The organism is Priestia sp. MDV22-iso46 (assembly GCF_058629175.1).
Map to the genome: position 1 here is coordinate 331,522 of NZ_JBZVWT010000002.1, position 25,555 is coordinate 357,076.

The 25,555-nt window shown below is 38.7% G+C and carries 35 protein-coding genes; 30 read left to right on the forward strand and 5 right to left on the reverse strand.

From position 1 onward, the window contains the following. Window positions 1-44 precede the first annotated feature (44 nt). Entirely contained in the window at window positions 45-293 is a 249-nt protein-coding gene (locus AC4NPH_RS13625) for a YqkE family protein (RefSeq protein ID WP_016765509.1), read from the forward strand. Window positions 294-320: 27 nt separating this feature from the next. Here the strand turns inward: AC4NPH_RS13625 and AC4NPH_RS13630 are convergent, their stop codons facing one another. Next, window positions 321-1,238 (reverse strand): aldo/keto reductase, encoded by a 918-nt coding sequence (locus AC4NPH_RS13630; protein ID WP_029320304.1) that lies wholly within the window; start codon window positions 1,236-1,238, stop codon window positions 321-323. Window positions 1,239-1,331: 93 nt separating this feature from the next. Further along, on the reverse strand, window positions 1,332-1,496 hold the full coding sequence (gene mciZ / locus AC4NPH_RS13635) for a Z-ring formation inhibitor MciZ (RefSeq protein WP_013059085.1): 165 nt from the start codon (window positions 1,494-1,496) through the stop codon (window positions 1,332-1,334). Between the two features lie 71 nt (window positions 1,497-1,567). Here mciZ and AC4NPH_RS13640 point away from each other — a divergent pair, with 71 nt between their 5' ends. The 20 genes from AC4NPH_RS13640 to lysA all read left to right on the forward strand — a co-directional run bounded on the left by AC4NPH_RS13640 (window position 1,568) and on the right by lysA (window position 16,926). After that, window positions 1,568-2,119 (forward strand): NUDIX hydrolase, encoded by a 552-nt coding sequence (locus tag AC4NPH_RS13640; RefSeq protein ID WP_057274000.1) that lies wholly within the window; start codon window positions 1,568-1,570, stop codon window positions 2,117-2,119. Window positions 2,120-2,364: 245 nt separating this feature from the next. Further along, window positions 2,365-2,535, forward strand: coding sequence for a hypothetical protein (locus tag AC4NPH_RS13645; protein WP_170959582.1), 171 nt, complete (start codon window positions 2,365-2,367; stop codon window positions 2,533-2,535). Between the two features lie 118 nt (window positions 2,536-2,653). Beyond that, entirely contained in the window at window positions 2,654-3,298 is a 645-nt protein-coding gene (gene spoIIM, locus AC4NPH_RS13650; RefSeq protein ID WP_025750451.1) for a stage II sporulation protein M, read from the forward strand. 112 nt (window positions 3,299-3,410) lie between these two features. Beyond that, the gene (fur, locus tag AC4NPH_RS13655) at window positions 3,411-3,863 is read left to right on the forward strand and encodes a ferric iron uptake transcriptional regulator (protein ID WP_013059082.1); all 453 of its coding nucleotides are present in this window, start codon (window positions 3,411-3,413) and stop codon (window positions 3,861-3,863) included. 196 nt (window positions 3,864-4,059) lie between these two features. Further along, window positions 4,060-4,287, forward strand: a complete 228-nt coding sequence (locus tag AC4NPH_RS13660; protein WP_013059081.1) for a YqzK family protein — start codon at window positions 4,060-4,062, stop codon at window positions 4,285-4,287. A gap of 6 nt (window positions 4,288-4,293) precedes the next feature. Beyond that, window positions 4,294-5,187, forward strand: a complete 894-nt coding sequence (gene xerD / locus AC4NPH_RS13665) for a site-specific tyrosine recombinase XerD (protein WP_097812616.1) — start codon at window positions 4,294-4,296, stop codon at window positions 5,185-5,187. Between the two features lie 197 nt (window positions 5,188-5,384). Then, on the forward strand, window positions 5,385-6,566 hold the full coding sequence (gene deoB / locus AC4NPH_RS13670; protein WP_013059079.1) for a phosphopentomutase: 1,182 nt from the start codon (window positions 5,385-5,387) through the stop codon (window positions 6,564-6,566). Window positions 6,567-6,582: 16 nt separating this feature from the next. Next, window positions 6,583-7,413: a purine-nucleoside phosphorylase gene (locus tag AC4NPH_RS13675; protein ID WP_013059078.1), complete on the forward strand. Its 831-nt coding sequence runs from the start codon at window positions 6,583-6,585 to the stop codon at window positions 7,411-7,413. 116 nt (window positions 7,414-7,529) lie between these two features. After that, window positions 7,530-8,696 carry a D-alanyl-D-alanine carboxypeptidase family protein gene (locus tag AC4NPH_RS13680; protein ID WP_013059077.1) on the forward strand — a complete coding sequence of 389 codons (1,167 nt, stop codon included), beginning with the start codon at window positions 7,530-7,532 and terminating at the stop codon, window positions 8,694-8,696. Between the two features lie 102 nt (window positions 8,697-8,798). Next, window positions 8,799-9,149, forward strand: coding sequence for an anti-sigma F factor antagonist (spoIIAA, locus tag AC4NPH_RS13685; protein ID WP_013059076.1), 351 nt, complete (start codon window positions 8,799-8,801; stop codon window positions 9,147-9,149). Next, on the forward strand, window positions 9,149-9,592 hold the full coding sequence (spoIIAB, locus tag AC4NPH_RS13690) for an anti-sigma F factor (RefSeq protein ID WP_013059075.1): 444 nt from the start codon (window positions 9,149-9,151) through the stop codon (window positions 9,590-9,592). Before spoIIAA ends, spoIIAB begins: the two co-directional genes overlap by 1 nt. Window positions 9,593-9,604: 12 nt before the next feature. Beyond that, window positions 9,605-10,366, forward strand: coding sequence for an RNA polymerase sporulation sigma factor SigF (gene sigF / locus AC4NPH_RS13695; protein WP_013059074.1), 762 nt, complete (start codon window positions 9,605-9,607; stop codon window positions 10,364-10,366). Between the two features lie 159 nt (window positions 10,367-10,525). Then, window positions 10,526-11,146 (forward strand): stage V sporulation protein AA, encoded by a 621-nt coding sequence (locus AC4NPH_RS13700; protein WP_013059073.1) that lies wholly within the window; start codon window positions 10,526-10,528, stop codon window positions 11,144-11,146. Next, complete coding sequence (locus AC4NPH_RS13705; protein ID WP_014458301.1) at window positions 11,136-11,558, forward strand: stage V sporulation protein AB; 423 nt, start codon at window positions 11,136-11,138, stop codon at window positions 11,556-11,558. Before AC4NPH_RS13700 ends, AC4NPH_RS13705 begins: the two co-directional genes overlap by 11 nt. 18 nt (window positions 11,559-11,576) lie before the next feature. Next, entirely contained in the window at window positions 11,577-12,038 is a 462-nt protein-coding gene (gene spoVAC, locus AC4NPH_RS13710) for a stage V sporulation protein AC (RefSeq protein WP_013059071.1), read from the forward strand. A 13-nt stretch (window positions 12,039-12,051) separates the two neighbouring features. Further along, window positions 12,052-13,083, forward strand: a complete 1,032-nt coding sequence (gene spoVAD / locus AC4NPH_RS13715) for a stage V sporulation protein AD (RefSeq protein WP_013059070.1) — start codon at window positions 12,052-12,054, stop codon at window positions 13,081-13,083. Next, window positions 13,071-13,421, forward strand: coding sequence for a stage V sporulation protein AE (gene spoVAE, locus AC4NPH_RS13720; protein WP_013059069.1), 351 nt, complete (start codon window positions 13,071-13,073; stop codon window positions 13,419-13,421). The genes spoVAD and spoVAE overlap by 13 nt, the downstream gene beginning before the upstream one ends. Window positions 13,422-13,427: 6 nt before the next feature. Beyond that, window positions 13,428-13,994: a stage V sporulation protein SpoVABEA gene (gene spoVAEA, locus AC4NPH_RS13725; protein ID WP_013059068.1), complete on the forward strand. Its 567-nt coding sequence runs from the start codon at window positions 13,428-13,430 to the stop codon at window positions 13,992-13,994. Continuing rightward, the gene (locus AC4NPH_RS13730; RefSeq protein WP_013059067.1) at window positions 13,987-15,468 is read left to right on the forward strand and encodes a spore germination protein; all 1,482 of its coding nucleotides are present in this window, start codon (window positions 13,987-13,989) and stop codon (window positions 15,466-15,468) included. The genes spoVAEA and AC4NPH_RS13730 overlap by 8 nt, the downstream gene beginning before the upstream one ends. A gap of 138 nt (window positions 15,469-15,606) precedes the next feature. After that, window positions 15,607-16,926 carry a diaminopimelate decarboxylase gene (gene lysA / locus AC4NPH_RS13735; RefSeq protein WP_013059066.1) on the forward strand — a complete coding sequence of 440 codons (1,320 nt, stop codon included), beginning with the start codon at window positions 15,607-15,609 and terminating at the stop codon, window positions 16,924-16,926. 50 nt (window positions 16,927-16,976) lie between these two features. Here the strand turns inward: lysA and AC4NPH_RS13740 are convergent, their stop codons facing one another. Beyond that, window positions 16,977-17,852 (reverse strand): DUF1002 domain-containing protein, encoded by an 876-nt coding sequence (locus AC4NPH_RS13740; RefSeq protein ID WP_013059065.1) that lies wholly within the window; start codon window positions 17,850-17,852, stop codon window positions 16,977-16,979. A gap of 388 nt (window positions 17,853-18,240) precedes the next feature. Between AC4NPH_RS13740 and AC4NPH_RS13745 the strand changes: the two genes are divergently transcribed. Then, entirely contained in the window at window positions 18,241-18,675 is a 435-nt protein-coding gene (locus AC4NPH_RS13745) for a peptidylprolyl isomerase (RefSeq protein ID WP_013059064.1), read from the forward strand. Window positions 18,676-18,919: 244 nt separating this feature from the next. Continuing rightward, a complete protein-coding gene (locus tag AC4NPH_RS13750) occupies window positions 18,920-19,273 on the forward strand; it encodes a GNAT family N-acetyltransferase (protein WP_013059063.1) in 354 nt (117 codons plus the stop codon). A 75-nt stretch (window positions 19,274-19,348) separates the two neighbouring features. On the opposite strand, the gene AC4NPH_RS13755 is transcribed toward AC4NPH_RS13750, so the two are convergent. Next, on the reverse strand, window positions 19,349-19,870 hold the full coding sequence (locus tag AC4NPH_RS13755; RefSeq protein WP_014458309.1) for a DUF309 domain-containing protein: 522 nt from the start codon (window positions 19,868-19,870) through the stop codon (window positions 19,349-19,351). 132 nt (window positions 19,871-20,002) lie between these two features. Next, a complete protein-coding gene (locus AC4NPH_RS13760; protein WP_170836726.1) occupies window positions 20,003-20,101 on the reverse strand; it encodes a YjcZ family sporulation protein in 99 nt (32 codons plus the stop codon). 198 nt (window positions 20,102-20,299) lie between these two features. On the opposite strand from AC4NPH_RS13760, the gene AC4NPH_RS13765 reads away from it, so the two are divergent. The 7 genes from AC4NPH_RS13765 to resA all read left to right on the forward strand — a co-directional run bounded on the left by AC4NPH_RS13765 (window position 20,300) and on the right by resA (window position 25,544). Then, the gene (locus tag AC4NPH_RS13765; protein WP_013059060.1) at window positions 20,300-21,055 is read left to right on the forward strand and encodes a segregation/condensation protein A; all 756 of its coding nucleotides are present in this window, start codon (window positions 20,300-20,302) and stop codon (window positions 21,053-21,055) included. Beyond that, window positions 21,052-21,624, forward strand: a complete 573-nt coding sequence (gene scpB, locus AC4NPH_RS13770) for an SMC-Scp complex subunit ScpB (RefSeq protein WP_013059059.1) — start codon at window positions 21,052-21,054, stop codon at window positions 21,622-21,624. Before AC4NPH_RS13765 ends, scpB begins: the two co-directional genes overlap by 4 nt. Window positions 21,625-21,742: 118 nt before the next feature. After that, window positions 21,743-22,891: a D-alanyl-D-alanine carboxypeptidase family protein gene (locus AC4NPH_RS13775; RefSeq protein WP_029320329.1), complete on the forward strand. Its 1,149-nt coding sequence runs from the start codon at window positions 21,743-21,745 to the stop codon at window positions 22,889-22,891. Continuing rightward, window positions 22,884-23,483, forward strand: coding sequence for a nucleoside recognition domain-containing protein (locus AC4NPH_RS13780; RefSeq protein WP_013059057.1), 600 nt, complete (start codon window positions 22,884-22,886; stop codon window positions 23,481-23,483). Before AC4NPH_RS13775 ends, AC4NPH_RS13780 begins: the two co-directional genes overlap by 8 nt. Beyond that, window positions 23,480-24,013 (forward strand): spore maturation protein, encoded by a 534-nt coding sequence (locus tag AC4NPH_RS13785; protein WP_013059056.1) that lies wholly within the window; start codon window positions 23,480-23,482, stop codon window positions 24,011-24,013. Before AC4NPH_RS13780 ends, AC4NPH_RS13785 begins: the two co-directional genes overlap by 4 nt. A gap of 86 nt (window positions 24,014-24,099) precedes the next feature. Next, window positions 24,100-24,825 (forward strand): pseudouridine synthase, encoded by a 726-nt coding sequence (locus AC4NPH_RS13790; RefSeq protein WP_013059055.1) that lies wholly within the window; start codon window positions 24,100-24,102, stop codon window positions 24,823-24,825. 197 nt (window positions 24,826-25,022) lie between these two features. Beyond that, window positions 25,023-25,544: a thiol-disulfide oxidoreductase ResA gene (gene resA / locus AC4NPH_RS13795; protein ID WP_013059054.1), complete on the forward strand. Its 522-nt coding sequence runs from the start codon at window positions 25,023-25,025 to the stop codon at window positions 25,542-25,544. The last annotated feature ends 11 nt before the right edge of the window (window positions 25,545-25,555 follow it).

Below are 25,555 nucleotides of genomic sequence, written 5' to 3' on the forward strand. Positions count from 1 at the left end.
AATATGATACAATATCTCTCAATTAAAGTAGCGGGGGAATTGTGATGGCTAAAAAAAAGCAAAAACAATCAGCACAAAAACAAAATGATCAGCTCAGTATCAAAGATCAGCTAAATGATAGCTTATTAAAACAGCTTCAAGCTAAAAAACAGGCGCTTTCTTTAAAAGAAGAAGAGCAGAAAGAAACAGAGCGTAAAGAAGCTGCTCGAATTCGAAAAGAAAAAGAAAAAAATAAGTCGTTTGAAGAACTGTTAAATGAAAGTGATTTGAACTGGTCTGAATTTAAAAAATAAAAGCGCCGATAAAGGCGCTTTTATTTTTTAACGGTGAGCTTCGTATTGATTTGCTTTAAAGATCGATTGCAGCTTGCTAATTTCAGTAGGCTGAAGCGGGGAAGCCTCGACAGCTTTGACGTTTTCGCGAAGCTGTGAAGAAGAGCTTGCTCCTGCTACAACCGAGGCTACCGTAGGATTAGCTAAACAGTATTGAAGTGCCGTTGAATTCAGAGAGTGAGTTGGTCGTACGTGACGAAATTCTTCTATCGTTTTTGCTAATTCCGTACCGCTATAATCTAAGTAGCCCTTGCCCTCGAATGCAGCAAGTTTTTGCTCTCCTTTTTCGGTTAGCAGTCCTTTGGCTACTGGACCTCTCGCTACAACGCTAATGCCGTTGTCATGTAAAAGAGGAAGTGCACTTTCTTCAGGTCGTCTGTCTAACAAGCTGTATTGCATCATGACGCTGACAATAGAAGAGTTTTGCACATACTCTCGAATCACATTTGGGCGGATAGATGAAATACCATAGTAGCGAATGACGCCTTCTTGTTTTAATTCTTCAAATGCTTCAATCGTTTCCTCAATATTATCTTCGAGGGTCCCTCCGTGCAGCTGATATAAATCGATGTAATCCGTTTGAAGACGGCGCAGGCTTTCTTTTACTTCATCTTTTATGTAAACCTTTGACGGATCCCACGTCCAGCTGTCTTTTGCATCATTCCAGCGATTCCCCACTTTTGTGGCTAAAATAATATCATTTCTGCGTTTTTTTAGGGCTTGCCCCACAAACTTCTCGTTTAAGCCAAAGTCATATAAATCTGCTGTATCGAAATAATTAATGCCATATTCGAGAGCTTCATCAATCATATTGACAGCGTGTTTTTGTTCCGTTCCAAGAGACATGCATCCTAAACCTAATGTACTGACGAGCAAGTCTGAAGTACCTAAGCGTCTTTTTTCCATATATGTCACTCCTTATTTTTTACTTGTTTCTATCTATTGTAGCGCTATGATAGAGGGAAACTCAAATAAGAAGATTAAAAAACTGCAGCACAATTAGTGTCTGCAGTCTGCTTGTTTGTAAGAATTAAAATTTTGAGAGATAGCGTTCGTCCACTCATCAACATACTGAAATTGTTCGCCGTATTCTTTTAACTTTTGCTTGATTTCCCATGCTTTACCGACCAAAATGATTTGCTTCTCGTGAACATAAACTTTCATTTTTTCTACCTCCCAAGATTCGTATGATAGAATATATGTAAGAGTCAAAAAAATAGAACGAGGTGTAGAAAATGGATCATTTAACAGAAAAAATGCTGTCTTCTGAAAAGCTGTTTGGAGGCAGAGTGATTGATTTGTACTTAGAAGAAGTAGAGCTTCCAAACGGAAAAACGAGTACAAGAGAAGTAGTTAAGCACCCTGGAGCCGTAGCTATCATTGCATTAACAAGCGATCATAAAATGGTTATGGTCAAACAGTATCGCAGACCGATGGATCGTATTTTAGTCGAAATTCCAGCCGGCAAGCTAGAAAAAGGAGAAGAGCCGATTGTGACGGCAAAACGTGAGTTAGAAGAAGAAACGGGCTATACGACAGATTCGCTTAGCCATATTATTTCTTTTTATACATCACCAGGTTTTGCGGATGAGTTGGTGCACCTTTATTTAGCGGAAGATTTAAAAGTGATGACCACCAAAGCGGAATTAGACGAAGATGAATTTGTTGAAGTAATGGAAGTTACGGTAGATGAGGCGCTTACTCTTATTCAAAACAAGGAAATTTATGATGCAAAAACAGCCTATGCTGTGCAGTACTTACAGTTAAAAAGCGGATTAGGAGAGTAAGAGAGTTTTTTCTTTTACATACGAACGGCAATCTAGCAATTTAGAGGTTTACATTGAAACGTCATTTGATGTGAGAAAAAACAGGCATGCGTGTATCTCTAACTTAAAAAAATGTGTGACAACCATATTTTAGTTGAAGGAAAATCCGAACGATGAATAGAGATTCTTGATGGAGAATCAAATTCGTTCGGATTTTTTTAGGTGGTGGTGAATGTAGATTTCATTTATATAGTTGGTTCTAGCGGTTGATTGGAGGGCAAGGCGAAGACTCCTGCGGGAAAAGCGGAATAGGTGAGACCCCTCAGGAGTCTTCGCGACGAGGAGGCTCACCGGCCGCCCGCGGAAAGCGAAGCCTTGCATGGAAATCAACAGCGGTGGCCCAAGCCATCCATACTATCTCATTTGTTCTTATTTAGAATGGATTGATTTCATTATGTCTCATTCTCTTTTTTTATTTGATAGATTCAAAAGATTCTTGGCATAGTTTTTGTACTCTATCATACACTCTATTAAGCGATTAATAGGAGGAAGACGATGAGAAAAAAACAATTGCCATTATCGTATGCAAGACATTTTCAAGAAAACAGTTCTATTTATTTGTTTGTGACCGTGCTGTTTTTAATGGGAATCATTTTTGGGGCTATTGTTGTAAATAGTTTGACGCTTGATCAAAAAGAAGACCTGTACTTCTATTTAAACCGGTTTTTCGGACAGGTAAAGAGTGGAGAAGTAGCAAGCAGCGTTGAAATGTTTCAGCAAAGTTTTTTTCATAATGTTAAATACTTGGGGCTCATTTGGATATTAGGAATTGCCATTATTGGTTTGCCTGTAGTGTTAATTCTGCTGTTTTTAAAAGGAATGGTGATTGGTTTTACCGTAGGCTTTTTAGTCAATCAAATGGGACTCTCTGGGTTTGCGCTATCTTTTGTATCTGTTATGCCGCAAAATATCTTTCTCATACCGGCATTTCTGATCTTGTCTGCAGCTTCAGTTGCCTTTTCTTTGAAGCTTGTGCGGCAGCAATTCTTTAAAAAAGCAGCGGAGCCAATTTCCGCATCCTTTTTACGCTATAGCGGCACGATGATTGCAATGATATGTTTGGTTGCCTGTGCGGCTACAGTTGAAGCCTACGTATCACCTACTTTAATGAAAAGTGTAATGGCTCTATTAAATAAGTAAGAATAAGTATTAAGTAAAAAGAATTCTTTTTTCTTATTAATAATAACTTTATTTTGACACCCTCGACACATCTGATATAATGGATTAGTGAATGGCGAGGGAGGGAATAATTATGGAAAGTCGAATTGAGCGAATTAAGCAGCAGTTGCACTCAGCTAGCTATAAATTGACACCTCAACGTGAGGCGACTGTAAGAGTACTTCTTGAACATGAAGAGGATCATTTAAGTGCCGAAGATGTATATCTCCTCGTCAAGGAAAAGTCTCCGGAAATTGGATTGGCAACTGTTTATCGTACGTTAGAATTGTTAACTGAACTTAAAATTGTTGATAAAATAAACTTTGGCGATGGCGTTTCTCGCTACGATTTAAGACAAGAAGGAGCCGCACACTTTCATCATCACCTTGTGTGTATGGAATGTGGATCTGTGGACGAAATTCAAGAAGATTTGCTTGAAGACGTTGAAGAAATTGTGGAAAAGCAATGGAATTTTAAAATTAAAGACCACCGCTTGACATTTCATGGCATTTGCCATCGCTGTCAGGATAAAGAAGACAAGCAGTAAAAGCCTTTTCCCTAATGGAGAAGGTTTTTTGTCGTACATAAATAGAAAAAAATAACGAGGTTACAAGCTACATGGTTTTATAGAAAGAAAGGAAATGACCAGGAGAGAACTCAGCGTATAAAGGTAAGAAACATGTATAAAACCTGTCCCAATTGGCATATCTTCTAATAGAATCAAAAATTGGAGGAATTGTTTCATGAAATCATGGGCTGAAATGGTATATAATACATGTAAAGTATTTATCTTATTTACCGGGTTTACTCTTTTGTTTTATTTTGGAATGATATGGGTATCTCAAGAGTATCAAAATTATAAACGTTATGATGAGCCGTCGGGTTCAGCAGTTAAGGTCATGCAAGCAAGTGTGAACAAAGATCAGACGTGGCTAGAGCGTTTATTTATGTTTTATCAAAACGGGGAGTAGAGGCTATTGAATGATCAAATTCAAGATTTTATTCATTATTTAGTAGTAGAGCGGGGACTGGCGAAAAATACGATTGATTCGTATGAACGAGATTTAAAAAAGTATGCTCAATATTTAGAACATGTAGAGCAGCTGAAATCATTTAAAGAAGTAACAAGACTCCACATCGTTAATTTTCTGAAATATTTAAGTGATCAGCAAAAGTCATCTAAAACGATTGCGAGACATGTGGCTTCAACTAGATCTTTTCATCAATTCTTACTAAGAGAAAAAGCAGCGGATACAGATCCATCCGTTCATATTGATACCCCGCAGCTTGAGCGCAAGCTGCCAAAAGTGCTAAATGCAGAAGAAGTAGAGGCGCTGTTAAATGTGTTTGATACATCGACGCCTTTTGGCATACGAGACAAAGCGATGCTTGAGTTGCTTTATGCTACTGGAATTCGTGTGTCTGAACTCGTTAACTTAAATATTGATGATGCACATTTGACGATGGGATTTATTCGTTGTATCGGAAAAGGAAATAAAGAAAGAATTGTCCCCATCGGAAGGTTGGCAACGGAGGCGATTGAAGAGTATTTACAGCATAGCCGGAGTGTTTTAACAAAGCAAAAGGAACAGGACAAAGCACTCTTTGTTAATCATCACGGAAGGCGTTTAACAAGGCAGGGGTTTTGGAAAATATTAAAAAAGTTAGCTTCTGAAGCAAAAATTGAAAAAGAATTAACTCCTCATACGTTACGGCATTCGTTTGCTACTCATTTGTTAGAGAACGGCGCGGACTTAAGAGCCGTTCAAGAAATGCTCGGGCATGCGGATATTTCGACCACTCAAATTTATACACATGTTACAAAAGCACGTTTAAAAGATGTATACAATCAGTTTCATCCGCGAGCGTAGGAAGATTCCAATGTCCAATGAGTTCATAGACATTGGTTTTTTTGATTGAAAACACTTTCATTCATGTGTACAAAAAAATAAAAAGCGTCTATACTAATAGAGAGGTCAGACTTCTGACCAATAAGAGAAGATGGTTAAATTATTTCCAAACGGGAATTTTATAGAGAATAAATAAATTGATATTTGGAGGGAATAAAATGGCGCATACATATAAACGCGTATTTTTAATTGTCATGGATTCAGTGGGTATCGGTGAATCACCGGATGCTGAAAAATACAATGATAAAGGTGCTGATACGTTTGGTCATATTGCAGAGCACTGTAACGGTCTTCATATGCCCAATATGGCTAAGCTTGGCCTAAGCAATATCCGTGAAATTAAAGGAATCGGTAAAGCCGAAAAACCGTTGGCTTACTATACAAAAATGCAGGAAGCTTCTGCAGGAAAAGATACAATGACAGGTCATTGGGAAATTATGGGTCTTAATATTGATACGCCTTTTAATGTATTTCCAGATGGATTTCCAGAAGAGCTGATTTCACAATTAGAAGAAAAAACAGGTCGAAAAATCATTGGGAACAAACCAGCGTCTGGTACAGAAATTTTGGATGAGCTAGGAAAACAGCATATGGAAACAGGTGACTTAATTGTCTATACATCAGCGGATTCTGTTTTGCAAATTGCTGCTCATGAAGAAATTGTTCCAATTGATGAATTGTACAAAATTTGTGAGATTGCTCGTGAATTAACGCTTGATGATCCATATATGATTGGACGTGTTATCGCTCGCCCGTTTTTAGGTGAACCAGGTAACTTTACACGTACATCCAATCGTCATGACTATGCATTAAAGCCTTTTGGACGTACAGTAATGAATGAATTAAAAGACAATGACATCGATGTTATTGCTATCGGTAAAATTTCTGATATTTACGACGGAGAAGGGGTAACAAAATCTCTTCGTACCAAATCGAATATGGACGGCATGGATAAGCTAGTTGATACATTAAACATGGACTTTACAGGCTTAAGCTTCTTAAATTTAGTTGATTTTGATGCTCTCTATGGTCATCGCCGCGATCCACAAGGATATGGGCAAGCACTTGAAGAATATGATGCACGCTTAGAAGAAGTATTTGATTTATTAAAAGAAGATGATTTATTAATTATTACAGCGGATCATGGAAATGACCCTGTTCATCATGGGACAGACCATACGCGTGAATACGTGCCGCTTCTTGTGTACAATAAAGGCATGCAAGAAGGAAAAGAACTTTCTATTCGTCAAACGTTTGCGGATATTGGCGCAACGGTAGCAGAAAATTTTGGCGTAGCAATGCCTAAGCATGGAAAGAGTTTTTTAAAAGAGCTGAATTAAGCAGGGGGAATGGAGTATGAAAAAAGAATATATCGAAAAAGCAGCAGCATATATTAAAAATCAATCAACTGTTACACCAACAATTGGGCTTATTTTAGGTTCTGGACTAGGGGTATTAGCTGACGAAATTGAAGGCGCGGTAAAAATTCCGTATAACGACATTCCTGAGTTCCCGGTTTCAACAGTTGAAGGTCATGCAGGTCAATTAGTAATAGGTACTATTCATGACGTACCGGTTGTAGCTATGCAAGGACGTTTTCACTTTTATGAAGGGTACGCCCTTGATAAAGTAACATTTCCAGTGCGCGTAATGAAAGAAATCGGTGTAGAAACGTTGATTGTAACGAATGCAGCGGGCGGAGTAAACGAATCCTTTAATCCAGGAGACTTAATGATTATTTCTGATCATATTAATAACTTTGGAACCAACCCTTTGATTGGACCTAATGACTCTGATTTTGGAGTAAGGTTCCCGGATATGTCAACTGCTTACTGCAAGGATCTTCGTCAATTAGCGAAGAAAGTAGGAGCTGATTTAAATATCGCCTTACAAGAAGGTGTATATGTAGGAAATACAGGTCCAACATATGAAACGCCTGCTGAGGTGCGCATGCTTCGCATTATCGGGGGAGACGCGGTTGGCATGTCTACAGTGCCAGAAGTTATTGTGGCACGCCATGCAGGTATGAAAGTGCTAGGTATTTCTTGTATTTCTAATATGGCAGCTGGTATTTTAGATCAGCCGTTAAATCATGAAGAAGTAATTGAAACGACTGAAAAAGTAAAACAGCAGTTTTTATCGCTTGTAAAAGAAGTAGTAAAGCAGCTTCCAGCTTATCAAAAATAGGAAGAAAATATGACTTCAAGCATCGAGAATTTCTCGATGCTTTTTTTATTTCCCTTAGTATAAATCGATTATACCTTGGAAAAAATAGGTTGTATAAAGAATGGAGGTTTGTGGAGATGAAGCGAACTATTGTAAAGTTACTCGTTGTCATATTTTTATTTCCACTTATGACGCAACCTGTTTTAGCCGCAGAAAAAAAGAATTCTGAGCTTGCTGACAGTGCTAGGTCAGCTATTTTAATTGAACGGGATACAGGAAAAATTCTATACGAAAAAAATAGTAATCAAGAACTTCCCCCTGCCAGTATGACTAAAATTATGACAATGATTTTAATTATGGAGGCTTTGGATAAAGGGAAAATTACCTTAAAAGATAAAGTGCGGGCAAGTGAATATGCCGCTTCAATGGGAGGCTCACAAATCTTTTTAGAGCCCGGAGAAGAAATGACGGTAAATGATTTGCTAAAAGGGATTGCGATAGGTTCTGGTAACGATGCTTCTATGGCAATGGCTGAATATTTAGCTGGATCAGAAGAAAAATTTGTAGCAAAGATGAACCAAAAAGCGAAAGAGCTTGGTTTGACTCATACACAATTTCAAAATCCGACAGGCCTGCCCGTAGAAAATCACTATAGTACAGCTCATGATATGGCCATGATGGGCAGAGAGCTGCTAAAGTATGAAAAAATTATTAACTATACAAGTAAATACGAAGCTTATTTGCGCACGGATACAGATAAGAAGTTTTGGTTAGTAAATACAAATCGCTTAGTGAAGTTTTATCCCGGCGTTGATGGACTCAAAACCGGATTTACAGGTCAAGCTAAGTATTGCCTAACAGCTACCGCTAAAAAGGGAAATATGCGTGTGTTAGCGGTTGTATTCGGTGCAAGCACGCCAAAAGATCGCAATAATCAAGTAACCAAAATGTTAGACTACGCATTCAGTCAATATACAACGAAGCCTTTATACAAAAAAGGAGACGTTATTACCAAGATAGATGTAAACAAGGGTAGCGAAGATCAGGTAACAGCTGTTACGTCCGAGCCTATTTCTGTTTTATTGAAAAAAGGAAATGCAGCCAAAGACGTTAAAACAGAAGTGAAAATGAACGAGAAGCTAAATGCGCCTATTCAAAAAGGCGACAAAATTGGAACGTTGACCATTAAGAAGGATAACAAAGTAGTTAGTTCTTCACCGCTTCTTGCAAAAGAAGATATCGATGCTGCTTCTTGGTGGAAGATATTCAAACGTACATTCTCTATTTTCTCTCAAACATCTTAAACAGCTAAATGTGACGAAATAGAACTAGTTTTGTCGGTGAGAAGGATTCTATTCTGTCGGCAGCGAAAGACTGACTATAAGATTTCCGAGGAGGTTTGTATAGTGAGTCTTTCGATTGAATTGGAATTCAAACAAGATGTCTTGTTGGTTCGATTAACAGGAGAATTAGATCATCATACGGCAGAAGAGCTAAGAAGCAAAATCACCGAAGCGATAGAGAAGGAATCTATCAGCCATTTGATTTTAAATTTACAGCATTTAACCTTTATGGACAGCTCTGGCTTGGGGGTTATTTTAGGGAGATACAAACAGGTTCATAATAACGGCGGGGAAATGGTTGTATGCGCTATTTCTCCTGCCATAGAACGTTTGTTTAATATGTCAGGCTTATTTAAAATTATTCGTTTTGAACCTAATGAAGAAAACGCGCTTCAAAAATTGGGGGTGGCATAATGAAAAATCAAATGAACCTCCAATTTTCCGCGCTTAGTCAAAATGAATCGTTTGCTCGCGTCACGGTAGCATCATTTATTACGCAGTTAGATCCAACAATGGATGAGTTAACAGAAATTAAAACAGTCGTATCTGAAGCAGTAACAAATGCTATTATTCACGGCTACGAAAGCAATTCGGATGGCGTGGTATATATTTCTGTGACGCTTCATGAAGACGGTGTAGTCGAGCTGATGATTCGTGATGAAGGAATTGGTATCGATAACGTGGATGAAGCCAAGCAGCCTTTATACACAACGAAACCAGATCTAGAACGTTCTGGAATGGGTTTCACCATAATGGAAAACTTTATGGACGAAATTCGAGTGGAGTCTACTGTATTAGAAGGTACGACCTTATATTTAAAAAAGCACTTAACAAATAGTAAAGCGCTATGTAATTAAGGAGACTTGCCAATGGATGTGGAGGTCAAAAAAAATAAAAACGAACCGTATTTAAAGGATCATGAAGTTAAAGACCTCATCAAGCGCAGTCAGCAAGGTGATCAAATTGCACGAGATACAATCGTCCAAAAAAATATGCGGCTCGTTTGGTCGGTTGTTCAACGTTTTATTAACCGTGGTTATGAGCCCGATGATTTATTTCAAATTGGATGTATAGGGCTATTAAAGTCCGTTGATAAATTTGACTTATCGTATGATGTTAAATTTTCAACATATGCTGTTCCAATGATTATTGGTGAAATTCAGCGATTTATTCGTGATGATGGCACGGTAAAGGTTAGCCGTTCTCTGAAAGAAATGAGCAATAAAATACGTAAAGCAAAAGACGAGCTTTCCAAATTACTTGGACGCGTCCCTACAGTCGCTGAGGTTGCAGAACATTTGGATCTCACTCCTGAAGAAGTAGTGCTAGCTCAAGAAGCTAATCGTGCTCCTTCGTCTATTCACGAGACCGTCTATGAAAATGATGGAGATCCAATTACCCTTCTTGACCAAATTGCTGATCATACGGAAGCGAAGTGGTTTGATAAAATTGCCTTAAAAGAAGCAATTGAAGAACTTGATGAGCGTGAAAAGCTCATTGTCTATTTGAGGTATTACAAAGATCAAACTCAGTCCGAAGTGGCCGCAAGGCTGGGAATTTCCCAGGTTCAGGTATCGAGGCTTGAGAAGAAAATCTTAAAACAAATGAAGCTGCATATGAATGATACGTAATACTTAAGAAGCAATCCGTTTTGCTATTCAGAAGAATAGTGAAACGGATTGCTTTTTTTATTTGGTAATTAATGGTCTGTTCAGAAACGTGAATTAGAAAATTTAAGAAAATCCATACTACACGTACAGGGAGATAATGAATCGTAAGGTGTGATATGAATGGAAAACGTTCTTTATCTTAAAATGAGACATCGTATTCAAGTAAAACCTGATGAGGCTGTAAATGTTGGACAATTAGCAATGGTTATAGCAGCAGATTCTGTTCAAAAGCAAATTGAAAAGCTAGTTGTATATCAAGTCAGTATGAGTGATCGAAATATTATCATTGTTGATTTAATGAAGGTAATTGAAAAAGTTGCCTCTCGGTATCCGCATTTGGACATTCAGACGATTGGACCCGCTCAAACGATTGTAGAGGTCGTGTATAAAAAGAAACAATATTCCTTTTTGTTTTTTCTAGCTGTTTGGTTTCTTCTTTTCATCGGAGCTGCTTTAGCAATTATGAACTTTCACGAAGATGTGAGTATGAGACAAGTACATCAAAAATTGTTCTACATGCTGACCGGTCTGAGAGATAAGCAGCCTTTGCTGATTCAAGTGCCTTACTCTATCGGTTTAGGCCTGGGAATGATTCTGTTTTTTAACCATGTCTTTAGAAAACGAATTAATGAAGAGCCTAGTCCTCTCGAAGTCGAAATGTTTAATTACCAGCAAGACTTAGATCAATACGTCATTATGCACGAGAATAAAGAAAGTATGAAAAAAATTGATGATCATTAACATTGTGATGACCATTGTAATTGGACTTGCGGGAGGACTGGCTGCAGGTGCTGGGTTTGTAGCATTTTTAACGGTGCTGGGCATTATTCCGCGTTTGATGCAGCTGACCAAAACCATGAAATATATTCAAGCATATGAATGGGGAGTGGTGGGTGGTGCTGTTACAGGCGGGTGGTGCAGTCTTCATCAATACACGTGGCAGTTTCCTGCGGTGCTTATTATGATCATAGGTCTAACGAGCGGTATTTTTATTGGGATGCTGGCAGCAGCGTTAACAGAAGTGCTTAATGTATTGCCGACGTTAACGAAACGGATAGGAATGGAAGGCAAGCTTATTTTATTGTTAATGGCCATTGTACTAGGCAAAGTATGCGGATCATTATTTCATTGGATTTATTTTGTTAATCAATAAGAAAAGGATGTATGTAACATGGCAAATAATCAAAAATTAAAAGATAACTATCAAGAAAGCATTAAACCATTTCAGCCTAAACCTTCATATGTGGCAAATTGCCTAAAAGCCTTTTTGGTAGGGGGAATCATTTGTACATTAGGACAGGCAATTCAAAATTTCTATATTGCATTTTTTGACTTTAATGAAAAAAATGCAGGCAATCCTACCGTTGCAACCCTTATTTTAATATCTGCGCTCTTAACCGGGTTTGGGATATATGATCGTATTGGTCAATTCGCAGGTGCAGGTTCAGCCGTCCCTGTTACGGGTTTTGCTAATTCCATGACGAGTGCAGCGCTCGAACATCGAAGTGAAGGAATTGTTCTCGGGGTTGCGACGAATATGTTCAAGCTAGCTGGAAACGTAATCGTATTTGGAACGGTTTCCGCTTATATTGTAGGAATCATTCGATACCTTTTTAAAACTTATTTGCTATGAAAAGAGGGGGATTATGAGAAAAACTGGAAAGCAAACGTGGGTTTATGAAAATCCTATTTACATTAATGCTACAGGAACAGCAGTAGGACCAAAAGAAGCAGATGGACCGTTAGGAGAAACATTTGATATTACACATAAAGATTTGCACTGTGAAGAAAACAACTGGGAGTTAGCTGAAAGAAGGCTGATGACGGAATCTATTGATTCCTGTTTGCAAAAAGTAAATTTATCCTATGAAGACGTTGATTTGTTTTTGGCTGGAGATTTATTAAATCAAAACGTAACGGCTAATTTTGTAGCTCGGCATAACCAAATTCCATTTCTATGTATGTTTGGCGCTTGCTCCACATCAATGGAAACGTTGGCAACAGGAGCAGCTCTTGTGGATGCGGGATTTGCTAATCGTGTTATTGCATCAGCGAGCAGTCATAACGCAACGGCTGAGCGCCAATTTCGAAATCCTACCGAGTACGGAGGACAAAAACCAGATACAGCAACGGCAACCATTACGGGAGCAGGGGCAGCGCTTGTCTCGAAAGAAAAAGGTATTGTGCGTCTCACGTCTGCAACGATTGGTCGGGTGATGGATTATGGTATTAAAAACGCAAACGATATGGGCTCTGCTATGGCACCAGCTGCTGCAGATACCATTCAAAGGCATTTGGAAGACTTAAACGTCTCTCCAAGCGAGTATGATCTTATTTTAACAGGAGATTTATCTGGCGTAGGAAGTCCAATCTTAAAACAGCTGCTCAAGGACGAAGGCTACGATATATCAACCAATCATAATGATTGCGGATTAATGGTATATCGCCCTGATCAAAATGTATTTGCAGGAGGAAGCGGCTGCGGCTGCTCGGCTATTGTCACGTATGGGCATATTTTAAATGAATTAAAATCAGGAAACTTAAAGAAAGTGTTTATGGTGGCAACAGGAGCTCTTTTAAGTCCAACGATGATTCAGCAAAAAGAGTCAATTCCAACAATTGCTCATGGCGTCGTCTTAGAACATATTGGGGAGGGGGATGATCAATGGAGTATGTAATAGCTTTTGCTGTAGGAGGAATCATTTGCGTTATTGGGCAGCTGCTGCTTGATCTTGCTAAGCTTACTCCGGCGCACGTCATGAGTTCGTTTGTAGTTGCAGGAGCGATTTTAGATGGGTTTGGTCTTTATGATAAGTTAATTGAATTTGCTGGCGCCGGAGCGACGGTTCCAATTACAAGCTTTGGTCATTCTTTGCTGCACGGAGCGATGAAGCAAGCAGATGACCATGGATTTATCGGGATTGGAATTGGGATTTTTGAACTTACCTCGGCTGGAATTTCAGCAGCTATTTTATTTGCTTTTATTATCGCGTTAATCTTTAAACCGAAAGGATAAAAGATTATGAAAAAAAGAAGGGTCATTATTGTAACCGATGGCGATGAATATGCTCGCAAAGCAATTGAGCATGTAGCTAAATCGGTTGGTGGCAGATGCATTTCGAGGTCATATGGAAACCCTACTACGTTAACAGGCAGTCAAACGGTAGAGCTAATCCTTCAAGCACCATATGATCCCGTCTTTGTGATGTTCGACGATAGCGGTTTCTTAGAGGAAGGACCGGGAGAGATCGCTTTGCTGCACGTAGCAAAGCATCCTCAAGTAGAAGTTCTTGGAGTGATCGCCGTTGCATCACGTACTCATCAAAGCGAATGGACAAGAGTGGATGTGACCATCGATCGTTTTGGAGAAATATCGCATTATGGCGTGGATAAAAGCGGAATTCAAGAGTTAGAAGTCGGACGAATTAATGGAGATACAGTTTACTGCTTGGATCAGCTCGATATTCCCTTAGTTGTAGGAATAGGGGATATCGGCAAAATGGCTAGGATGGACGATATTGAAATTGGATGTCCGATTACTGAAAAAGCAGCAAGACTTATTTTAGAAAGGAGCGGTTCGTTTGGGTAAGCCAGCAGAGCAGAAAACAGCTATTTTTTCAAAAGTGCAAAAAAACGATCAGTGGTTCAAAGAAAACGCTAGTATGAACACAAGTTTTGATGTGGGCGTGCGTAAATTACTTATTTTGGATCGAGAAGTTCATGTTTACTATGTAACAGGATTATGCGACAGTTCATTTATTATTGAAATTACAAAAGTGCTCGTTCAAATTAATGATAATGAAGTTGAACGAGCGAAGCTAAAAGATATTGTTGAAAACCGTCTTATTCATCAGCAAGTAAAGCCTTTAAAAACGCTGGATGATGGAATGGTTTCTGTTTTATCAGGACTGTTATTCGTTTTAATTGACGGTGAAGAAGTTGGCTTTGAAGTCGATGTGCGTACGTATCCCGGCAGATCGCCTGAAGAAGCGGATACAGAGAAAGTGATTCGCGGAGCAAGAGATGGATACACTGAAAACATCATTATCAATACAGCGTTAACGAGAAGACGAATCCGTGACGGAAGATTTCGTTTTGAAATTATGAAGGTAGGCGAACGTTCGAAACTGGACGTAGCGATTGGGTACATAAAGGGGGTAGCTGATCCAGGACTGGTTAAACTGATAAAAGATGAACTGGAAGCTATCGATGTAGATGGTTTGCCGATGGCTGACAAATCCATTGAAGAGTTTTTAGTCAAACAAGGAATTAATCCTTTTCCAATGGTACGCTATACAGAACGCCCTGACACAGCAGCAGCTCATGTACTAGAGGGGCATGTCATTATTATTACCGATACATCACCAAGCGTTATTATTACACCAACTACGCTGTTTCATCACGTGCAGCATGCAGAAGAATACAGGCAGTCTCCTTCTGTAGGTACCTTTATACGCTGGATACGGTTTTTAGGAATTCTTGCGTCTCTTTTCTTATTACCGCTATGGCTGTTATTTGTACTTGAGCCAGATCTGCTGCCGGCAAAATTGCAGTTTATTGGACCAAACGAAACAACAAATATTCCGACAGTTATCCAGATTTTCTTAGCCGATCTAGGGGTTGAATTCCTGAGGATGGCCGCCATTCATACGCCGACACCGCTTGCTACTGCGATGGGTTTAATTGCTGCAGCACTCATTGGACAGATTGCCATTGATGTAGGATTGTTTGTTCCGGAAGTTATTCTTTATGTAGCTATTGCGTCCATTGGTTCTTTTTCAACGCCAAGCTATGAGTTAGCAGTGGCAAATAAGATGCTGAGATTGTTTTTATTAATTTTTGTTGCGGCATTTCATACTCCAGGATTCCTTATTGCGACAACGGCTATCATTCTCTACATGGTACGTCTAAAATCATTGAATACGCCTTATTTGTGGCCGTTTCTTCCATTTAATCCGCAGGCTTTATGGCAGATTATCATTCGCACACCGGTTCCTGGAGCAAATCCGCGACCTAGTATTGTGCATCCGCAGGATAAAGACCGCCAGCCTGCAAAACCTTAAACAAAATATGTGGTTGAAACCTGTATGAAGATGTGATAGATTTGTTTTAAATATGGAAAATAATAAATATTTAGACAGTTAGCAGCAAATTGCCGTTAACTGTCTTTTTTACACTATACACAGGAACGGGGTCTAAACATGTTTTTACACGGAACAAGTCGCATAAATAAGCAGGGTCATCTTGAAATTGGTGGAGTTGATACGGTTGAATTAGCATCAAATTTTGGGACACCCCTTTACGTATATGACGTGGCTTTAATTCGGCAGCGTGCTAGAGGATTTAAAGAAACATTTGAAAAGCATGGGGTAAAAGCACAGGTCGCTTATGCAAGCAAAGCTTTTTCTACAATTGCCATGGTCCAAGTCGTTCATGAAGAAGGTCTTTCGTTAGACGTTGTTTCGGGAGGAGAACTGTATACGGCTTTAGCAGCTGACTTTCCGAAAGAACGGATTCATTTTCATGGAAACAATAAAAGCCGAGCAGAACTAGAAATGGCCATCAAAGAAGATGTAGGATGCATTGTAGTTGATAATTTTTATGAAATTGCATTGCTTCAGGAAATAACGGAACAGTATCAAAAAAAGATGCCTGTTCTTCTCAGATTAACACCCGGCATTGAAGCTCATACACATGATTATATCTTGACAGGGCAGGAAGACTCGAAGTTTGGGTTTGATCTTCAAAACGGTCAAGCAGACGAAGCTGTGCGTCTTGTGCAAAATAGCAAGGGGCTAGAACTTTTAGGTATTCACTGTCATATAGGATCTCAAATTTTTGAAACAACCGGATTTATTATGGCGACTCAAAAGCTTTTTGCAAAAATGAAAGAGTGGAAACAACGTATAGAATTTGTTCCGCAAGTATTAAATTTAGGCGGCGGCTTTGGCATTCGTTATACGGAAGAAGATCAGCCTATTCCTGTTTCGCAGTATGTGGAAGTTATTATAGAAGAGGTCAAAAAGCAGTCTAAACAGTTAGAGGTAGAAATCCCTGAAATTTGGATTGAGCCCGGCCGCTCTCTTGTAGGAGATGCTGGAACTACTCTGTATTCAATTGGTTCTCGTAAGCATGTACCTAATGTACGTGAATATGTAGCCATTGATGGAGGAATGAACGACAATATCCGTCCTGCGCTGTATCAAGCGAAATATGAAGCGGTCATTGCCAATCGAATGAATGATGAGAGTGATGAGCTTGTATCTATTGCGGGTAAGTGCTGCGAATCGGGGGATATGCTGATGTGGGATGTACACCTTCCAAAAGCAAACCCAGATGATTTATTAGCGATGTTTTGTACAGGCGCATACGGTTATTCTATGGCAAGTCACTATAACCGTTTGCCAAAGCCAGCTGTCGTGTTCGTAGAAGATGGAGAAGCACAGCTAGTCGTAAAACGCGAAACGTATGAAGACATTGTAAAAAATGACGTGAAATACAAAGTGACGGTAAAAAAGTAACGAGTGATTAACGTAAAAAAAAGAGCCTCTTGTTCAAGAGGCTCTTTTTTTTATGAGAATAACGATTTAATAGCATTAATAATATCAACAAAGAATTGCTTTAATTTATCAAGAAATGATTGGCCTTCTTCTGACTGAAGAAATGTTGTTACTTTTTCCTTTGTCGCGGAAAGTTGGTCTTTTACTTGATTCCAATCGATATTCATATCTTTTAAACGATTGAAAAAGTCAACAAGTGTATTAAGCTCTGAATCTGTTAATTTAATACCTAAATCATCAGCCACTCGCTGAATTAACGTGCGTAAATCGTCCTTTGTTTGAGGATTTTCTTTGGCAATTTCTTCTTTAATCGTTGCCATAAACTGCGCTGCTTTTTCTTTACCGATTTTTTCACCAAGCTCAGATGTCTGGACCATCTCTTCATTGGCTGCTTTTTTTACTTCTTCTGGGATTTTTTGATCTGTTTGAACTTCATATGCTTTCATAATACCTGTTAAAGCAGCTGTACCAGATACTTCAAATGGAGCGGTAATCTGGATTTTTGCATCTTTAACGCCGGCGGTCATCAAAGCATTAATATACATGTCGTCTGTAATACCATTAATATTTTGAGTTGATACGCTTAAACCTGAATCTTTTGAACCAAGGGTAATACTAGAAGATGAAATAGCACGAGATCCAATAGTAGCCTTTGGAATAAAGTCACCTAAATATTCATGCTCTTCTTGGTTTGTCACGGTTACTGTTTGAGCATTGCTTGGCGCATCAAGGTCATTTAATACCTGTTGCTTCTGAGAGCTGGTTAAGTCCTGACCTAATGTAATAATAACATCGCCCGGAGCGGCATCTGCAAAACTTTTTAAGGGTGCGGTTAGGAATAGAAGAAGACCTAATGTCACCATCATTGCTTTTATCGTTAATTTCAAACCTTTTTCCTCCTTTAATCCCATACTTGCCCTATTATAATACGGGCAGGTCTGAAGTAACAGAGTCAATTCATCATTTTCCCATAAATCAGTCTAGAGGCGTAGATTTCTATATGAAATGAAATCTATGTATCTCCATCACTGTATTAGACGGATGATACTATAAAAAGTTTCATCTCACAACTACTATTTTTTATTTAGAGCCCTACGAGAAGAAAGTGAAAAAGTGCATTCATTGAATTCATGAGCTTGTTTGTAGTAGAATAGAGTGAGTTTATAAATGTAAGTGTTCTACTCTAGGTGGCACTTACAATTTTTACGTTTTGCCGCTTTGATAGGGAAAACAGAGCCTATAGCGGTACTAATACATATATTGGAGGTCATTCATATGAAAAAAGCAAGTATTCTAATGGAAAATGGCGAAAAAATTCTAATCGATTTATTTCCGAACGAAGCACCAGGAACAGTAGAAAACTTTGAAAAGTTAGCTAATGAAGGATTCTACAACGGCGTAACGTTCCACCGCGTTATCCCTGGATTTGTTTCTCAAGGAGGAGACCCAACTGGTACAGGTGCTGGCGGCCCTGGCTACTCAATTAAATGTGAAACAGAAGGAAACCCTCACAAACACGAAGCGGGTTCTCTATCAATGGCACATGCTGGTAAAGACACAGGCGGCAGTCAGTTCTTTCTTGTTCATGAGCCACAGCCTCATTTGAACGGTGTTCACACTGTATTTGGAAAAGTAACAGAAGGACTTGATACAGTGTTAAAAATGAAAAATGGCGACGTAATGAAAGAAGTAAAAGTCTGGGAAGAATAAGAGCATACTGCTATAAATGGATATTAGCTAATAAAACGTCATAACAACCTTTTACAGGGGGTTACGGCGTTTTTTCTTCGCGCAACAGCTCAAAAAGCGTAATAGATTAGGTTTCTCATACACGCATGACATAGGACAAGCTTTTGTGTAATATTGCTATTTACTTATAAATTTTGTATGATAAAAGCAGTAAAAAACGCAGCGCATTAATTTGTAGGAAAGTTTGAGGACGAGGGAGAATCGTATGCTTATTCGCTATAAACGAAACTATGAAAAAATTGCCATGGGTCTTCTATCGTTTGTACCTACGGAAAAAGATTTAAAAAAACTTCAACAAACGATGAAAGAATATGAGCAAAACGAACATTGGCAGCTGTATCTTTGGAAGCAAGAAGAAGATATTATTGGGATTGTTGGCATTTCCATGCTCGATAAAAGTTTGATTGAGGTTCAACACGTCAGTGTAAACCCTTCACACCGCCAACAGGGCATTGGCAAAAAAATGATTAAAGCTCTTAAAGAAATGTATACGACTGCACAAATTAAGCCGAGTGAAATCATCGCTCCGTTTTATGAAAAGTGTCAGGCGGATGAATAAAGAAAAGCATGATTAGGTGAGGTGCGAAAGCTTCTTTCACATCTTAGTCATCATAAAACAACAGGTAGCTAGAAGCTACCTGTTGTTTTGTTTTGCCAATAAGTTCGCTTGTCTTTCCGCAATCACATCTGACCGATCTCGCGTGCTGTGACGATGAACAATCGCATCATTTTGCAGATTAGAAGCTGATAACCAGACAAGCTGTTTATCAGTGCTTCTTTGTTTGCAAGCTCGTAATAATGCTGGATCTTCAATGGGCAAGTTAATACTTTTATATGGCTGATAGGTATCGATTAAAGCTAATTGTTTGCGAAGAAGTTTAAGCAGTGAAGGATAATTAAGTCCAAGCTGTGCAATATTTTCTTCTTCCTTCGTTAAAATTGCCAGCGCCTTTTGCATCGTTCTTTTGGCTCCGGCGAAATTTTGGCGTCGATGATGATAGAGTGAAACAGCAATTTGAATAAGGCCAACCCAAATAATATTGCGGTGTCCTCTTTCGTCTTTTTTCCAGTGTTCTTCTAGCAGTTCATGACATTCAAAGTAATCCCGGTCGCCATGAAAATGAACTAAATAATCAATATAGGCTTGTGAATACAATCTTGTTCCCTCCTGGTAAGACTCTATATGTAGTGTATCACAAAAATTAGCTATTCATCAGCGCGGTGCCTTTAAAGAGACAAACGTGCTCAAGGTATGGCGAACACGTTTGTTTTTATTCAATATGTGTGGTTAGAAGCGTAAGCAAGAACAACCAACAATAATTAATAAAATAAACAGTACAACAATTAAAGCGAAACCGCTACCGTATCCACAAGATTTTTCACCCATGCGAGTTCCTCCTTCAGCCATTTCAAAATCTTATTACCTTGACATCATATGTATATTTAAACTTTTTGTATGGGCAAATGACCTATTTTTACGTTAATTTGTATTGGACATGTGTCTATAATCCTCTATACTAATGATAGTAACGTTATATAAAGCAGCAGAAATGATAAGCAATTGAAAAGTGTTGGTGAGATAAAAGTGGAGTATAGTGTAAAAGTAGATGCGTTTGAAGGACCTTTAGATCTTCTTCTGCATTTGATTAACCGATTTGAAATTGATATTTACGATATCCCAGTAGCGACAATTACTGAGCAATATATGATGTTTATACATACAATGAATGAGCTTCAGCTAGACGTTGCCAGTGAGTATCTAGTCATGGCAGCAACTTTGCTTCAAATTAAAAGTAAAATGCTTCTGCCTACGTATGAAGAAGATATGGATGAAATTGAAATGGTCGATGAAGAAGATCCGCGTGAAGAATTGATGCAGCGCTTAATTGAATATCGAAAGTTTAAAGAAGCGGCGGTAGAGCTTCAAAAGCTGGAAGAAGACCAAAGTCATGTGTATACAAAACCTCCAAGTAATGTGCAAATAAATGCAGAAGAACGTACGCAGCCTCAGGATGAAGGATTGGATATATCACTGTATGATATGCTAAGTGCTTTTCAAAAGTTGATGAAACGAAAGCAAAACAAAAAGCCTATGCAGACGAAAATAGCAAGGCAAGACATTCCAATTGATAAGCGCATGAGTGAAATTGTGAACGAATTAAAAGCCTTTAAAGGGAAAAAAAGTTTTTATCAGCTGTTTCCTTATCAAGAGCGTGATCATATTGTTGTAACGTTTTTAGCTGTGCTGGAATTAATGAAAGAAAATGAAATCGTTGTGGAACAGCAGCACAATCTAGACGAGCTTTATGTATCGTATCGAGAAAGGAATGAAGAGGAATGACAACGAATAATCTACAGGCTATTATTGAGAGCTTACTTTTTGTTTCTGGTGATGAAGGTCTATCCATTAGCCGGTTAGCTGAGATTATAGAAAAGCCTCATGAAGACATTCAAGGTGCTTTGGAGAGCTTAGAGCAAGAGTGTAAGTTCAGAGGAGTTACACTTGTTGAAATAGGAGGGGCCTATCAGCTTGTCACAAAAAAAGAGTATGCACCATATATTGAGAAGCTCGTAGAAGCTCCCGCTAATCAATCATTATCACAAGCAGCGCTTGAAACGTTAGCTATTGTAGCGTATAAGCAGCCAATTACAAGAGCTGAAATCGAAGAGATTCGCGGAGTGAAAACGGAAAGACCTCTTCAAACTTTAATTGGAAAGGTTTTATTAAAAGAAGTGGGACGAGCGGAAGGCGCAGGGCGGGCCATCTTATACGGAACGACAAAAGAATTTTTAGGCTATTTTGGCCTTAAAAGTATCGAAGAGCTGCCGCCGCTTCCAGAAGATTTATTACAAGAAGGAACCGATCAAGAAGCAGATTTGTTTTTTCAATCGTTTCAAGAAATGAAGTGAAAATGTAAAAGAACATAGAGTTTTTTCTATGTTCTTTTTTGTATGGACAAATCTTTTCATTCATAACCAAAAAAGACGAGCATAAACTTGTACAAACAGGTAGAGGGACGGGGATGACATGAAAAGAAGCAAAAAAAGTATCATCTATCTATTTATTGTATTGCTATGTCTCAGCGGTTGGCCTTCCACATCATCTGCAGCGGGGAGCGTAAGTGCTCATAGTGCTATTTTGATGGAACAGAAATCAGGGAGAGTGTTATATGCTAAAAATGCAGATCAAGTTAGCCGAATTGCTAGCATTACAAAAATTATGACAGCAATACTGGCGATTGAATCTGGCAAAATAAATAAAACAGTTACCGTGAGCCACAGCGCAGTTGGTGTTGAAGGTTCTTCTGTGTATTTAGTTGAAGGTGAAAAAATAAAATTAAAAGATTTAGTATATGGCTTGATGCTTCGTTCAGGTAATGATGCTGCTGTAGCTATCGCAGAAGCCGTTGGAGGAAGCGAAGATGGATTTGTTTATTTGATGAATAAAAAAGCAGAAGAAATTGGCATGACAAATACAACATTTCAAAATCCGCATGGATTAGACGATCATGAAAATCATCGCTCAACCGCGCACGATATGGCTCTGCTCATGCGCTATGCAATGAATAATAAAATTTTCAAAGAGATTTCAGGAACAAAAGTCTATCGAATGAAGCATCCTGAAGAGAAATGGGATCGAGTGTGGAAAAACAAAAATAAACTGCTGACAACACTGTATGCATACTGTACTGGCGGAAAAACAGGGTATACAAAATTAGCAAAACGAACGCTTGTGACAACTGCTACAAAAGATGGAATGGATTTAATTGCTGTAACGATCAATGCCCCAGATGATTGGAACGATCACATTTCCATGTATGAAAATGCATTTGATAAATATGATATGACCAGTTTAGCTGCAAAAGGAGAATTGGCAGATATAAAGGATTCTTTCTATAAAGATCAGTTGTATATTAAACGAAATGTCGTCTATCCTCTCACAAAGAAAGAACAAAGTTCTGTAGAAGTGAAAACAACGTTAATTCAGCCTAAAAAGCAGTGGAAAGAAACAGGGGAAGTTCCAAATGTGGTAGGAAAGCTCGATATTTATAGAAGTGGAGAGACGATTGACAGTGTTCCAATTTATTTCGAAAAGCAGTCCGAGCAGCAAAAAGGTTTTTTTGATAAAGTGAAGCGATTAATGTTTATTCAGTCTGGAGCCAAAACAGATGGTTAATATTATTTGGATGCTGCTGACCATTATCGGAATTGTTTTTGCGATTATAAATGGAAAAATTGGTGATGTAAATAAAGCAATTTTTCAAGGAGCAGGCGAAGCAGTGACCATCAGCATTGGGTTAATCAGCGTGCTGGTCTTTTGGTTAGGGATGATGAATATTGCTCAAAGTGCAGGGCTTCTCGACAAGTTAGCGAAACTGTTTCGACCCATCATTACAAGACTTTTCCCTGATGTTCCAAAAGATCATCCGGCCTTAGGGTACATATTGTCCAATATGATGGCGAATATGTTTGGACTCGGGAATGCGGCAACTCCTCTTGGCATTAAAGCGATGGAGCAGCTTAAAAAGCTAAACGGCGATAGAGACGAAGCAAGCCGTTCTATGATCACACTTTTAGCACTTAACACAACCAGTTTAACACTTATACCAACCACAGTTATTGCAATTCGAATTACGTATAACTCGGCTAATCCTACTGAAATTGTCGGTACCACACTTTTAGCAACTGTTGTAGCTACGATAGGAGCTATCATCATTGATCGCTTCTTTTATTATCGACGTACACGAAAAGGAGGAAAACGAAAATGACTATGCTTAATCAAGTATCATTGATGTTTATTCCTCTTATTGTAGGATGCATTTTACTTTATGGAACCTATAAAAAAATTCCTACGTATGAAAAGTTTGTAGAGGGAGGGAAAGACGGATTACAAATTGCTTTTTCCATCATTCCTTACTTAGTCGGCATGTTAGTGAGCATCTCTATTTTTCGAGCTTCAGGAGCCCTTGATTTTTTCTTATCTATTTTAAAACCTATGCTGCAAGCAGTCGGCGTTCCGGCTGAAATTGTACCTTTAGCTCTTATCAAACCGATATCTGGAACGGCTGCTCTTGGTATCACGACGGATCTAATTTCTACATACGGACCTGATTCTTTTATCGGTCGTTTGGCATCGACCATGCAGGGAAGTACAGATACCACATTTTATATTTTAACGGTTTATTTCGGAGCGGTTGGCATTAAAAAAATGGGAGATGCGCTGAAGGTTGGTTTACTGGCAGATTTGGTAGGAATTATTGCCTCAGTTGTCATTGTAATCCTTGTGTTTGGCCGGTAAGAAATCGAAAATTCTACCTCTGAGTGGCAAATAGACTTGTGTATTACTTCGTAAACAAGTAAGATGTTACAAGAGGTGAAGTGTTAATGGAACGATTACAAAAAGTGATTGCTCACGCAGGTGTAGCATCAAGACGTAAAGCTGAAGAATTAATCGGCCAAGGCCGAGTGAAAGTAAATGGAAAAGTTGTAAGAGAATTGGGCACGAAAGTAGGTCCTAACGATAAAATTGAAGTAGACGAAGTGCCGGTAGAAAGCGAAGCGCCCGTTTATTTTATGTTATACAAACCAAGAGGCGTAATTTCAGCTGCTAACGACGACAAGGGAAGAAAAACAGTCGTTGACTTCTTTCCACATGTAGAAGAAAGAATTTATCCAATTGGACGTCTAGACTATGATACGTCGGGTTTACTTCTTTTAACAAACGACGGTGAATTTGCTAATCAGCTAATGCACCCTAAATTTGAAGTGGATAAAGTTTATGTGGCTAAAATTAAAGGAATTCCAAGTCGTGAAAAAATCAGACAGCTGCAGCGCGGTGTGATGCTAGAGGACGGAAAAACAGCACCAGCTCGTGCAAAAGTTCTTTCTATTGATAAAAGCAAGCAGACGGCGATTGTGGAATTGACGATTCATGAAGGGAAAAATCGTCAAGTACGTCGCATGTTCGATGCAATTGGGCATTCTGTCTTAAAATTAAAACGTGAACGCTACGGACCTTTAGATTTACGCGGATTAAATGCAGGCGAAGCTCGTGAGCTTACAGCGCATGAAGTCAAACAATTATATTCAATGTCTCAAACAGGTAAGTAATTTTCACTTACCTGTTTTTTTTATGAAAAATGTCGTGAATTAGAAAAACAAGCAAGGTTTTTTGAAAAAATGTCGAACTTGTAGAATGAGAGGAAGACTTCACAGAAACGTCGAAATATTATTGGAAAGCCACTACCACAAAAATGATATAATGATAGAAAAAAGCGTATTGAAAGCGGTTAAAAGGAGTTCGTGCCATGAAAAAAAAGCGCTTGATTATTCGAACAGTTATATTGGCAGTTTTGCTGTGCGCGGTTGGATATACCCTTTATGCTCAATTTTTTGCTGATAAACAAAAGGTATCAGTAGGAGATAAGGCACCTGACTTTATATTAAGAGATGTTAATGGAGAAACTCATCAGCTATCAGATTACAAAGGCAAAGGAGTTTTTTTGAATTTTTGGGGAACATGGTGCAAGCCCTGTAAACAAGAGATGCCGGCTATGGAGAAGCAGTATGCATCATATAAAAAGCAAGGTGTTGAAATTCTAGCTGTTAACGTTGCAGAAACGAATATAGCAGTAGAGCAATTTGCTAAACAATATGAGCTATCTTTTCCGATTTTGATGGATAAAGATTCACAAGTTTTGGGTGCATACGGAATAGATCCTCTGCCGACTACATTTTTAATTGATAAAAACGGAAAGATTGTAGACAGTTTTATTGGGGGATTGGAAGAATCTAAAATAAAAGAATATATGGAAGAAATTAAACCATAGGGAGTGTTGAC

Excerpts from the sequence above, each read along its gene's own strand:
- spoVAEA (WP_013059068.1), top strand. The coding sequence starts at position 13,428 with ATGAAAAAAAGAAGGGTCATTATTGTAACCGATGGCGATGAATATGCT.
- AC4NPH_RS13760 (WP_170836726.1), bottom strand. The coding sequence starts at position 20,101 with ATGGGTGAAAAATCTTGTGGATACGGTAGCGGTTTCGCTTTAATTGTT.
- AC4NPH_RS13775 (WP_029320329.1), top strand. The coding sequence starts at position 21,743 with ATGAAAAGAAGCAAAAAAAGTATCATCTATCTATTTATTGTATTGCTA.
- spoIIM (WP_025750451.1), top strand. The coding sequence starts at position 2,654 with ATGAGAAAAAAACAATTGCCATTATCGTATGCAAGACATTTTCAAGAA.
- fur (WP_013059082.1), top strand. The coding sequence starts at position 3,411 with ATGGAAAGTCGAATTGAGCGAATTAAGCAGCAGTTGCACTCAGCTAGC.
- AC4NPH_RS13680 (WP_013059077.1), top strand. The coding sequence starts at position 7,530 with ATGAAGCGAACTATTGTAAAGTTACTCGTTGTCATATTTTTATTTCCA.
- mciZ (WP_013059085.1), bottom strand. The coding sequence starts at position 1,496 with ATGAAAGTTTATGTTCACGAGAAGCAAATCATTTTGGTCGGTAAAGCA.
- AC4NPH_RS13745 (WP_013059064.1), top strand. The coding sequence starts at position 18,241 with ATGAAAAAAGCAAGTATTCTAATGGAAAATGGCGAAAAAATTCTAATC.
- AC4NPH_RS13630 (WP_029320304.1), bottom strand. The coding sequence starts at position 1,238 with ATGGAAAAAAGACGCTTAGGTACTTCAGACTTGCTCGTCAGTACATTA.
- sigF (WP_013059074.1), top strand. The coding sequence starts at position 9,605 with ATGGATGTGGAGGTCAAAAAAAATAAAAACGAACCGTATTTAAAGGAT.
- AC4NPH_RS13700 (WP_013059073.1), top strand. The coding sequence starts at position 10,526 with ATGGAAAACGTTCTTTATCTTAAAATGAGACATCGTATTCAAGTAAAA.
- AC4NPH_RS13785 (WP_013059056.1), top strand. The coding sequence starts at position 23,480 with ATGACTATGCTTAATCAAGTATCATTGATGTTTATTCCTCTTATTGTA.
- lysA (WP_013059066.1), top strand. The coding sequence starts at position 15,607 with ATGTTTTTACACGGAACAAGTCGCATAAATAAGCAGGGTCATCTTGAA.
- AC4NPH_RS13675 (WP_013059078.1), top strand. The coding sequence starts at position 6,583 with ATGAAAAAAGAATATATCGAAAAAGCAGCAGCATATATTAAAAATCAA.
- spoIIAB (WP_013059075.1), top strand. The coding sequence starts at position 9,149 with ATGAAAAATCAAATGAACCTCCAATTTTCCGCGCTTAGTCAAAATGAA.
- AC4NPH_RS13780 (WP_013059057.1), top strand. The coding sequence starts at position 22,884 with ATGGTTAATATTATTTGGATGCTGCTGACCATTATCGGAATTGTTTTT.
- spoVAE (WP_013059069.1), top strand. The coding sequence starts at position 13,071 with ATGGAGTATGTAATAGCTTTTGCTGTAGGAGGAATCATTTGCGTTATT.
- AC4NPH_RS13660 (WP_013059081.1), top strand. The coding sequence starts at position 4,060 with ATGAAATCATGGGCTGAAATGGTATATAATACATGTAAAGTATTTATC.
- spoVAD (WP_013059070.1), top strand. The coding sequence starts at position 12,052 with ATGAGAAAAACTGGAAAGCAAACGTGGGTTTATGAAAATCCTATTTAC.
- deoB (WP_013059079.1), top strand. The coding sequence starts at position 5,385 with ATGGCGCATACATATAAACGCGTATTTTTAATTGTCATGGATTCAGTG.
- scpB (WP_013059059.1), top strand. The coding sequence starts at position 21,052 with ATGACAACGAATAATCTACAGGCTATTATTGAGAGCTTACTTTTTGTT.
- AC4NPH_RS13640 (WP_057274000.1), top strand. The coding sequence starts at position 1,568 with ATGGATCATTTAACAGAAAAAATGCTGTCTTCTGAAAAGCTGTTTGGA.
- resA (WP_013059054.1), top strand. The coding sequence starts at position 25,023 with ATGAAAAAAAAGCGCTTGATTATTCGAACAGTTATATTGGCAGTTTTG.
- spoVAC (WP_013059071.1), top strand. The coding sequence starts at position 11,577 with ATGGCAAATAATCAAAAATTAAAAGATAACTATCAAGAAAGCATTAAA.
- AC4NPH_RS13705 (WP_014458301.1), top strand. The coding sequence starts at position 11,136 with ATGATCATTAACATTGTGATGACCATTGTAATTGGACTTGCGGGAGGA.
- AC4NPH_RS13625 (WP_016765509.1), top strand. The coding sequence starts at position 45 with ATGGCTAAAAAAAAGCAAAAACAATCAGCACAAAAACAAAATGATCAG.
- AC4NPH_RS13790 (WP_013059055.1), top strand. The coding sequence starts at position 24,100 with ATGGAACGATTACAAAAAGTGATTGCTCACGCAGGTGTAGCATCAAGA.
- AC4NPH_RS13750 (WP_013059063.1), top strand. The coding sequence starts at position 18,920 with ATGCTTATTCGCTATAAACGAAACTATGAAAAAATTGCCATGGGTCTT.